Annotated in this window: 7 protein-coding genes; all 7 read right to left on the bottom strand. The window is 33.3% G+C overall.

Annotation, left to right across the window (positions count from 1 at the left end; translation table 11 throughout):
* Nucleotides 1–191: 191 nt before the first annotated feature.
* Complete coding sequence (locus tag ES675_RS11995; protein WP_066251269.1) at nucleotides 192–425, bottom strand: DUF6095 family protein; 234 nt, start codon at nucleotides 423–425, stop codon at nucleotides 192–194.
* Nucleotides 415–1,233, bottom strand: a complete 819-nt coding sequence (gene murQ / locus ES675_RS11990) for an N-acetylmuramic acid 6-phosphate etherase (protein ID WP_066251273.1) — start codon at nucleotides 1,231–1,233, stop codon at nucleotides 415–417. The genes ES675_RS11995 and murQ overlap by 11 nt, the downstream gene beginning before the upstream one ends.
* Before the next feature lie 49 nt (nucleotides 1,234–1,282).
* The gene (locus ES675_RS11985; RefSeq protein WP_066251615.1) at nucleotides 1,283–2,098 is read right to left on the bottom strand and encodes a DUF4249 domain-containing protein; all 816 of its coding nucleotides are present in this window, start codon (nucleotides 2,096–2,098) and stop codon (nucleotides 1,283–1,285) included.
* Between the two features lie 4 nt (nucleotides 2,099–2,102).
* Nucleotides 2,103–4,472, bottom strand: a complete 2,370-nt coding sequence (locus ES675_RS11980) for a TonB-dependent receptor (protein WP_082985909.1) — start codon at nucleotides 4,470–4,472, stop codon at nucleotides 2,103–2,105.
* 79 nt (nucleotides 4,473–4,551) lie between these two features.
* On the bottom strand, nucleotides 4,552–6,777 hold the full coding sequence (locus ES675_RS11975; protein WP_066251278.1) for an NADP-dependent isocitrate dehydrogenase: 2,226 nt from the start codon (nucleotides 6,775–6,777) through the stop codon (nucleotides 4,552–4,554).
* Between the two features lie 139 nt (nucleotides 6,778–6,916).
* Nucleotides 6,917–8,233, bottom strand: a complete 1,317-nt coding sequence (locus ES675_RS11970; RefSeq protein ID WP_066251283.1) for a TolC family protein — start codon at nucleotides 8,231–8,233, stop codon at nucleotides 6,917–6,919.
* Nucleotides 8,223–11,420: an efflux RND transporter permease subunit gene (locus ES675_RS11965; RefSeq protein WP_066251289.1), complete on the bottom strand. Its 3,198-nt coding sequence runs from the start codon at nucleotides 11,418–11,420 to the stop codon at nucleotides 8,223–8,225. The genes ES675_RS11970 and ES675_RS11965 overlap by 11 nt, the downstream gene beginning before the upstream one ends.
* Nucleotides 11,421–11,423: the final 3 nt, after the last annotated feature.

Raw genomic sequence — 11,423 nt, 5'->3', positions numbered from 1 at the left:
GAACAGAGTAGTTAAGCCCGTTTGCGCCGATGGTACTGCATCTCGTGGGAGAGTAGGTCGCCGCCTTTTTTAGAATCCCGATTCATTTACTGAATCGGGATTTTTTTGTTTAATAACTTGTCGTTTTAACCAAAAAAAATAAAGCGCATGATGCGCTTTATAAATAATTTGAGTAGAATTGTTGTTTAAAATTAGTTAAACATACTATCCATTATGGTCTTTAATCCTTTAAAGGCAAGGAATATAGCAAGTCCACAAACTACAATACCTACTATAAGTAGTGGTATATACAATATTTTTTCTTGATTGCTAAATGCTATATATAAAAGAGTAGGCCCTAAAAACATACATACTAATGATAATCCCATTTTTTTAATACCCTTTAAAAGAACATCTTTATCTGTGTGTTTTGTTTCAGTTTCCATTTGTATAATTATTTATTGCTGTTCTCACATTCTTATGAGTTTTCAATAATCGTTGTGCTGTTATGTATTCTATTTGGAGTTCTTCCATTATCATCTTTATTCCACGTTCAACCAACTTGTCATTACTTAACTGCATATCAACCATCTTATTTCCTTTAACATGACCCAATTGAATCATGGTGGTGGTTGTAATCATATTAAGAACTAATTTTTGAGCTGTACCTGCTTTCATCCTGGAGCTTCCTGTTACAAATTCTGGACCTACCACAACTTCTATTGGATATTTAGAAACTAAAGAAAGTGGACTGTTATTATTACAAGTAATGCATCCAGTAAGTATATTGTTTTTATTACACATTTCTAATGCTGCAATAACGTAAGGCGTGGTCCCTGATGCTGCAATACCAACTACAATATCTTTAGTTGATATATTAAAGGCTTGCAAGTCCTCCCAGCCTTGAGTTTTAGAATCTTCAGCATTTTCAACAGCTTTTCGAATGGCTTTATCTCCTCCAGCAATAATTCCTATTACCAAATCATGTGAGACACCAAAAGTTGGTGGACATTCTGAAGCATCTAAAACACCTAATCTACCACTTGTTCCTGCGCCAATATAAAAAAGCCGACCTCCAATTTTTAGTTTTTCAACTATTTCCGAAACTAGCGGTTCTATTTTTGGTAATTCTTTTTCAACAGCCAAAGGTACGGTTTTATCTTCCGTATTAATATGCTTCAAAATGGCAGATACAGACATCGTTTCGAGATGGTTGTAATTTGAATCTTTTTCAGTTGTTTTTATAAAATCCATAGTTTCAAAATTACAAAATATAATCTGTAATTATAATATTGAACTTACCCTATTCAATGGTATAATTAATTTCGGCCACTTCAGATAACCTGAAATATCCTAATGGATAATTATTCTGATTGGTTGTATTTATACAGTTACCGCGAACAGTAGCTGGTTGTGTTTCAAACGGACCACCTCCTGCGGCACCAGTTTGTTGCAATAAAATAAACATGAATTCATAGAATCGTTTGGATACACCATAATTTCTTATTACCACGGTATCATTTGTTGTTAAGTCTTCTTCAACATAAAAACCAAATACTTGATTTCCATTTACAAATTCGTCCTTAAAAGTATCTAATGTTTTTTTGACAGGAATACTTGGTTCAAATTCAAAAAAGTAATAGTTTTCTTCATTTCCAGGATCTGTAAAGTAGGCTTTAATTTCTGTCTCTTCTCCTGTAAAACCACCTTCTAAATTTTGTTCCACAAAATCAAATTCTGGTACAGCTAATAGTGTTTCGGTAGCGGAATATATTTCATTTTTATAATTGATAGTTAGAATATAGTCTGCATTAATGTCAGGAGCGAAGGTTGTATTTAAATATAATCCAGTGCTTCCATCTTCAACAAAAACAAAAATGTTATTATTAGAATCAGTAATAAAAACCTCGGCATCATTAGCTGGAGGAACAGAGGATTCAAAATAAGGAGCCGTTAAAGTTAATTTTATAGACTGCTCATTACCTGAAGTCCCTTTAACCCAATTTATTGAAGCATCAATTACTAATTTTGGTTCGGAAGTAGGGACATCTACATCTATTACATCTTCACACGAAAAAATGGAAATACAAATTAGCAGTAATATGATAATGTTCTTCATAGAATTAAAATTTAAAATTATAAGTAACCGATGGAACGATACCAAAAATGGATAATCGTGTGGCTTCATTTACACCTGTATCTCTATTTTCTGAAAAGGTAATGGAAGCCGCATTATATCTATTATAAACATTATAAATTCCGAATACCCATTCAGCTTGCCAACCAGATTTTTTTTCTGGTTTTGGTATATAAGTGGCAGACAAATCGAGTCGGTTATAGGATGGTAATCGAAATTCATTACGTAAGCCATAGTTTGGTATGGAAATGCCATTATATTCATATTGTGCATTGGGATACGTCACGGGTTGACCTGTTTGAAGTATGAAATTAGCATTAAATCGCCACTTCTGTGTAAAATCATAACTAGCTGTAATAGAAATATCGTGTGTTTTATCATAAGCTGTTTTATACCACTCGCCGTTGTTTATTCCTGGTTCATTTTCAGTTCTACCAGGCGTTCTTTGTTCTGATTTTGATAAGGTATAAGCAATCCAACCTCTTAGGCGACCAGTATTTTTTCTGAAAAGAATTTCCATACCATAGGCTCTGGCTTCACCATTTAAAATGACTTGTTCTATGGCGTCATTTGCTATTAAATCTGCACCATCAATATAATCAATTCTGTTTTTTACTGTTTTGTAAAATGTTTCTAGCTCAAGCGAAAACACATCATTCTTAAAATTTCTAAAATAACCAAGCGCTACTTGATCCAGTATTTGAGGATCAGTGTACATGCCGCTAGGCGTCCAAATATCCAATGGAGTGGGAGAACTAGTATTAGATAATAAATGCAAATATTGACTTAAACGATTGTAACTTGCTTTAATAGATGAATTATTCTGTAGTTGGTAAGCAATGGCTAATCGCGGCTCTAAATTTCCAAATGATTTTAAAACTTTACTCCGTTTGTACTTTTCAACACCTATGGGATTTGCTTTTTCATAAATCTGTAGCTCTTGATTAAAAACGACCGCCTCATCATTGGCATACATATTTAGTTCATCCTGTCCTAGTCTTAAAAATGTACTATAACGTAACCCGTAAGATAATTGAATTCTTTCAGATAATTTTTGTTCAACATCTAAATAGAGCGCATTTTCAAAAGCATATTTATCAATTAGTTTATCTGGATTGATTCCTGATTCTTCTGATGATGGTTTTATTTCGCCTGGATTAAATTTGTGATAGATACTATTTAGTCCATATTGTAGGGTTATATCATTATTCAGATAGTGCTTGAAATCATATTTTACATTAAAATTGCGAATTCCAGAATCCCAATTAAATCCAATAAAATTTAGATCTAAACCATAGTAATAATCCGAATAAATTAAAGATAAATTTGAAAATATTTTATCAGAAAACAAGTGATTCCATCTAAAGTTTAAAACTGTATTTCCATACGTGTTTTCAAAACTATCACTAAAACTTAATACATCACGACCAAAATATCCTGATAAATAGATGTTATTATTATCATTCAGTTTGTAACTAATTTTAGTATTTAAATCGTAGAAATAGGCTTTATTGTCCAAATCAAAAAGTGGTAAAAACAAATGCGCGTACGTTGCTCGACCTCCTAAAAGAAATGAACCTTTTCCTTTGTTAATTGGGCCTTCAGCTAAAAGTCTACTCGATATTATACCAATGCCGCCATTCATGTGAAATTTATTTTTGTTTCCTTCTTTTTGATAGATGTCTAAAACGGAAGAAACGCGACCACCATATCTTGCCGGAATACCACCTTTATAAAGCTTTAAATCTTTTATGGCATCTGGATTAAAAACAGAAAAGAATCCGAACAAATGTGATGAGTTGTAAATGGTTGCTTCATCTAAAAGTATTAAGTTCTGATCTGCGGCGCCACCACGTACATTAAAACCTGAAGCGCCTTCGCCAGCTGTGGTAACACCAGGAAGTAAGGTTATAGCTTTTATAACATCTGCCTCACCAAATACCACAGGAATTTCTTTAATTGTACCGGCCGACATAGCGTTTAAACTCATTTGAGGTTTTCTTATATTGAGTTTTTCTACATCCTCGGTGATAACGACTTCGTTTAAACTTTCTACGGATTCTGTTAAGGTGAAATTTTTAGTGATATTCTCTGAAAGGGTTATGGTTTCCGAAACCTCACTATAACCTAAATAACTAATTACAACGCGATAAGTTCCTTCAGGAAGGGTTATGGAGTAGAAGCCATATTCGTTAGTGGTTGCTCCAGTTTTAAGTTCCGGAATTAAAATATTAACACCAATTAGTGTTTCGCTACTTTCGGAATCTGAAATAACACCGTTTAGGGTTATTTTATTTTGAGACCAAATAGAATTGATACTACATGTGAAAATCAGAATTAACCAGAATATGCGCATGTTCATTACCTGCAATTTTTATTAAAAATATAAAAAAAAGCCCCTTAAAAAGGAGCTTTTTTCATAAAGTTTATAAATATTATAATGATTGTAATATTTTGTTTAATGTTTCACTTGGGCGCATAATGCTGTTTGTTAAATCATCACTTGGTTCGTAATAACCACCAATGCTAACTTGCTTTCCTTGAACACTATTCAATTCGTTGATAATGTTTTTTTCTTCAGCCTTAAACAAAAGTGCTATTTTTCCAAAGATATTTTTCATCGTTATATCCTTTTCTTGGTTTGCAATTGCTTCTGCCCAATATTTAGCTAGATGAAAATGGCTACCTCTGTTGTCCAATTCGCCCACTTTTCTAGAAGGTGACTGATTGTTATCCAATAGTTTTTCAGTCGCTAAATCTAAAGCTTCCGATAATATAAGTGCTTTTGGGTTTTTAGTAACTTCTGATAAATGCTCTAAAGAAACAGCTAAAGCTAAAAATTCACCTAAAGAATCCCATCGTAAATGATTTTCTTCCAGTAATTGTTCTACATGTTTTGGAGCAGAACCACCAGCGCCTGTTTCAAATAAGCCACCACCATTCATTAATGGTACAATTGATAACATTTTTGCACTTGTTCCTAATTCTAAAATCGGGAATAAATCGGTTAAATAATCACGTAATACATTTCCAGAAACTGAAATAGTATCTTCACCAGCTTTTACACGCTTTAAAGTAAAATTAGTTGCTTCAATTGGTGATAGAATTCTGATATCTAAACCAGATGTATCATGATCTTTTAAATAGGTGTTTACTTTTTTAATTAATTCAACATCATGAGCGCGTTCATCATCCAACCAAAAAACAGCTGGTGTTTGTGATGCTCTCGCACGATTTACAGCTAATTTAACCCAGTCCTGAATTGGTGCATCTTTTACTTGACACATTCTCCATATATCACCTGCTTCAACCGCGTGTTCAATTAAAACCTTATTATCAGAATCTACAACAGTAACTGTACCATTGCTACCAATCTCGAATGTTTTATCATGTGATCCGTATTCTTCTGCCTTTTGAGCCATTAACCCAACATTTGGAACGGTTCCCATTGTAGTGGGATCAAAAGCGCCATGTTCTTTACAGAAAGCAATAGTTGCCGAGTAAATCCCTGCATAACTGCTATCTGGAATTACCGCTTTTGTATCTTGTAGCTCCCCATTTTTATTCCACATTTTTCCAGATGTACGAATCATAGCTGGCATGGATGCATCAATAATAACGTCACTTGGTACGTGTAAATTGGTAATACCTTTATCGCTATTAACCATCGCTAAATCTGGACGACTATTGTATGTTGCTTCAATATCAGCCTCAATAGCTTTTCGTTTGGCATCTGGTAATTCAGATAGGTTACGAATTAAATCTCCAAAACCATTATTTACATCGACACCTATTTTATTGAAATCGTCTTGATATTTTGCAAATACATCCTTAAAGAAAACGCGTACTGCATGCCCAAAAATAATTGGATCACTCACTTTCATCATAGTCGCTTTCATGTGTAATGAAAACAATACGTTGGTTGCTTTAGCACCTTCAATTTCGGTTTCTAAAAAGCTTAAAAGTGCTTTTTTGCTTAAAACCGTTCCATCAATAATTTCACCTTTTAACAAGGGAAAATCATTTTTTAGAATTGTTTTATTACCAGTTAAATCTGTATGAACTATTTTGATGCTCGTTGCAGCATCCATGGTTACTGATTTTTCATTATGTGCAAAATCACCTTCGCTCATAGTGGCAACATTGGTTTTAGAATCTTTACTCCATGCACCCATAGAATGTGGATGTTTTTTAGCAAAATTCTTTACTGCCTTTGGAGCACGACGATCGGAGTTACCTTCACGAAGAACAGGGTTTACAGCACTACCTTTTATTTTGTCATAACGACTCTTTACGTCCTTATCTTGATCATTTTTTACTTCTTCAGGGTAATTAGGTAATTTATAACCTTTTTCTTGAAGCTCTTTTATAGCGCTATTTAACTGTGGAACAGAGGCACTAATATTTGGTAATTTAATGATGTTTGCTTCTGGTCTTTTAACTAAATCACCTAAAAAGGTAAGCGCATCGTCAACACGTTGATCTTCTGTTAAAAACTCTGGAAAAGTTGCTAAAATTCTAGCAGCCAAAGATATATCTTTTGTTTCTATAGTAATTCCAGATGGTTTTGCAAAGGCTTTAACAATTGGTAAAAAAGATGCCGTTGCTAAAGCTGGTGCTTCGTCTGTTTTAGTGTAAATTATAGTAGAAGAGTTTGTCATTATATTTTATTTTTGGTACGTTATTTAACAGCGCAAATATACAAAATCTTATAGGAGTTTTATGCCGTTTAGCATTATTGATTTTCATCAATAATGCATTGCCAGTATTGATCTAGTAGCTATTTTTATTGGAAGTTATTCAAAATTCAACATTCAATAAGTCTCCGCTTATTTGTAATACTGTTAATTCGGCAAGTTTGGCATCATATTTTGCTTGATTTCTGCTCAATTCAGCATTTCGAAGGTTTAGTTGTGCTTGCCTAAATTCAATGGAAGTCGCTTGACCCAATTTAAATTTTTCTTGAGTTCGGTTAAAATTATTTTCAGAAGTAATTATATTATCTTCTTGGACATTAAAAATAACTAGTTTGTTTTGATAATCTTCCCAGGCATTATAAAAATCGCGCTCAATGTTGATGATCAGTTGCTCTTTTTGAAGTTTTTGATTATCTAAATTAATTTTTGTGTTTTTTACTTGAGTTATAGTACTTCCACCATCAAATAAATCCCATGCTAAATTAATACCGCCTGAAAGACCTGTATTTAATGTGGTTGTTGCAAAAGAAGCCGCATTGTTATTGTTTTTATTCCAGCCATACGTGCCAATTAATCCAACTGTAGGTAAATACTGCGATTTTCGAGCTTTAATGTTTATTTCGCCGATGGAAATATTTTTATCTGCTTGCAACAGCGCCACATTATTCGCTTTTGTTTTAGATAATAATTCATTCTTATCTAAATCTAACAAAAATTTAAGGTCTGTTTTAACATTAAAGTCTTCAGCAATTTGATTGCCGATTACCACATTTAAATCACGTTTTGTGTTTTTTAGCTGTTGTCTAATATTAATAAGATTGATACTGTCATTATTGATATCCACTTGCGCATTTAAAACACCTAATTTCGTGTTTTGACCATAATCAAATTGATATTCCGCTCTCAATAACCTGTCCTTTGAAATATTTAAAGTTTGTTCTAAAGCTAATGTGTTTTCTGAAGTTTTAGCTAGATTGTAGTAAATGGTAAATAATTGAATGATGACGTTTTCAATAGTTTCTCTTGCCTCTAGTTGCGATAAAAAATATTCTTCTTTAAGACGTTTATAATTATACTGTCTTCCCATACCATCAAAAACAACATAATTTAAATTTACTGAAGCATTATAACGAGAACTTTCAGCACCATTTAAAACAGTAGATTCACCATTAGCAAATTGCGCTTCCGTATTATCTAGGTTATAAGTGGCGCCAGCATTACCCGTTACTGTTGGTAAGTATCCAGAATTTAAAATACTGGTATTATTTTCTGCAATTTCCAATGAATTATTAGTAATTTTTATACCATAATTATAGTCTAAAGCCATAGAAAAGGCCTCCTCTGGGTTTAGAACCCTTTGAGAAAACAAAGGTAATGACAATAATAAAAGACTGTATATTATTATGTTTTTAGTGTTCATTTTCTTCTTTTTGCTCTTTAATAGCGCGTTCAACTTCTTCTTTTGTTACGGCTTTATTAGAATATAACCATTTAGCATTTTTCTTGATACTATTACTAAAAGACAGAAATAATGGTAACACTAATAAGGTTAATATGGTAGCATATGCTATACCGAATGAAATTGAAATTGCCATAGGTTTTAAAAATTGCGCTTGTCTACTTTTTTCTAATAACAAAGGTGCTAAACCAGCTATCGTAGTTATTGAGGTTAAGAAAATAGCTCTAAACCTTGACTTTCCTGCATCGGATAGGGCTAAATCAAACGACATGCCGTTTTTTAAATTCGTATTGAATTTACCTATAAGAACCAACCCGTCATTCACCATAATTCCAATTAGAGCAATTATACCTAATAAGGATAAAACGTTTACTGGAAAGCCTAGCAACCAATGTCCCCAAGCTACTGCCGTTAAACTAAATGGAACTAATAGCAATAATAATAATGGTTGACTGTAGCTTCTGAAAGTAAAGGCAATGGTTATATAAATAAGTAGTAAAATAATAGTTCCTGCACTTGAAATAGAAGAAGATAACTTTTGGGCTTCCCGATTTTGTCCTTCAAAGGCAGCAGAAATTGTTGGATACTTAGATTGCAACTCTGGGATGGTCGTTTTTTTTATTTCATCAAGAATATCAGTAACACTGGTACTAGGGTCTTTTAAATCTGCAGAAACTCTAATTTCTCGTTTGCCATCTAAATGATTGATTGCAACATCTCCACGGACAATAGTATAGGTTGCAATGTCTTTTAACGCTATACGACTGCCTGTTGGCGTTACAATACGCATATCCTCCAAATCGTTAATAGATTCTCTGTTAGGACGGTCATATCGAACCCAAACTCTAATCTCATCTTGTCCTCTTTGAAAACGTTGGACTTGAGAACCAAAAAATCCTGCACGAATTTGCGCCATTACCGTACTAAGGTCTAAACCAATTAAATAGGCGGTTTCTTTTAGCTCAAGTCTGATTTCTTTAATACCAGCAGGATCATTGTCTTCAATATCTTTTAGTAAAGGATTCTCTTCTAAAATATTTTTTAATTCAACTTTAGCGGCTTTCAGTTCCCCAATGTTATTTCCTAATAAAGCTACGGAAACGGGACTACCACCAAAATTTCCACCGGAACCATAAATTAATCGTTCGGTACCAATAACGGGACCTACTAACTCGCGTAGCCTGTTTGCTACCATGGAGGAGTTGATTTCGTCAGGCCTTTCTTCTCCAGGTAACATATTTATAACTAATTGCGCGCTGGAGCTACTATTTAATGTTAGTATGGTATTTTCAAAAAGCTCTTTATCGGAATCTTTTAAATACTTTTCAGTGAACTCTTTGTTTACTATAAACGACTTTTCTTCTATCATAGAAATAATAGAATCGGTTATTTTTACGTTGGTTCCGTTGGGCATATCTAATTCAATAGAGATTCGATCACTTGCTATGGATGGGAAAATAGTAACACCTATAACGCCACCACCTATGGCGCCAAATGTTAAAACTAAAAGTGCAATAAAAATCCCTAAAGACAACATTTTAAATTTTAAAACAAAGATTAACGCAGGCGAATAGACTTTATCTCTTAAATACCTCATGATACGATCACCAAAAGCATTTATACCACGCATTTTGGCAAAGAATCGTTTTATTTTCGAGGGATTTTCTTGAGGCTTTTCTTTTGTTAACGCTTTAGAATGAGCTAAATGCGCCGGTAAAATAATTAACGCTTCTACCAAAGAAACAACCAATGTTAAAATAACTACAACTGCAACTTCGCTGAAAAATTCACCAATTCTACTATCTAAAAACAGAAATAATGAAAAGGCTAATATTGTGGTTATAATTGCCGATACAACGGGAGGTATAACTTCCATAGTACCATCAATTGCTGCTTGGATTGGCGTTTTCCCTTTTTCATAATGCTGATAAATGTTTTCAGCAATTACGATAGCATCATCTACTAAAATACCAATAACGATAATCATTCCAAAAAGAGACAGCACGTTTATGGTAACATCAAACTGTCCGGCAAAAATGAACATTCCTAAAAATGAAAGAGGAAGTCCAAATGCTACCCAAAAAGCTAATCTTGTATTTAAAAATAAGGACAGAAAAATTAAAACTAAAAACATACCAATCATGGCGTTTTCAGATAAAAGCTTTGTACGTTGATTTAATGTAATAGATAAATCTCTTACTATATCTAAACGGACATTTTCATGTTTTTGGTTGTACTCATCTATATATACCTTAACTTTTTCGGCTGAAGACATGAGATCTTCATTATTTGTACTGGTTACAGAAATATTTACCGATAAATTTTTATTAAAAAAAGTAGCATTTGGTGTTTCCGAAAAACGATCTCTAATAATTGCCACGTCCTTTAAGCGCACAGTTTTGCCATCTTGCGTTGCCTTTACAACAATATTTGAAAGCTCGTCACCATAATAGGAGCGGTTGTTAGCACGTATAAGATACTCTTCGGCATCCGTTTTAATATTTCCTCCCGTAATTAAAATATTAGATGAAGATACTGCTTTTGCAACATCGGAAAATGTTAGATTATATGCTAGAAGGTTGTTTTCATTGACTGCAATTTCTATTTCTTCTTCAGGATAACCCGTAACAGTTACTTGAGAAATACCATCAATGGCTCGTAGATCATTCTCAACCTGCCTCCCTATTTGTTTTAAGGTTACTAGCGGTACATTATTACCACTTAACGCAAAAGATATGGTTTCACGAATGGCTTCTTGTTTAGACACTACCAATGGTTCCATTCCGGTTGGAAAAGAAGGTACACGATCTACGGCGTTTTTAACTTCTAATAACATGAAGTCAATATTTTCACCCTTTTCAATTTCAACAGTAATAGTTCCGCTATTTTCTCTAGAGGTGGAAGTAACGCGATCTATGCCTTTTAATCCTTTAAGATTATCTTCAATTTGCAGCACAATACCTTCCTCTATTTCTTGAGGCGAAGCGCCAGGATAGATAATGTTTATATTGATTATTTTAGATTCGACAAGGGGGAAGAATGACGATTTTAAAGACATAATTCCTAATATACCAAACGCAAAAAAAGCTATAATGAAGACATTAACAGCTACATGATACCGAATAAAATACGTAATTATTTTTCTCATAAT

The sequence above is a fragment of the Algorimicrobium algoritergicola genome, assembly GCF_008086165.1.
Lineage (GTDB): Bacteria > Bacteroidota > Bacteroidia > Flavobacteriales > Flavobacteriaceae > Algorimicrobium > Algorimicrobium algoritergicola.
This window is presented reverse-complemented; position numbering and strand designations above follow the sequence as displayed.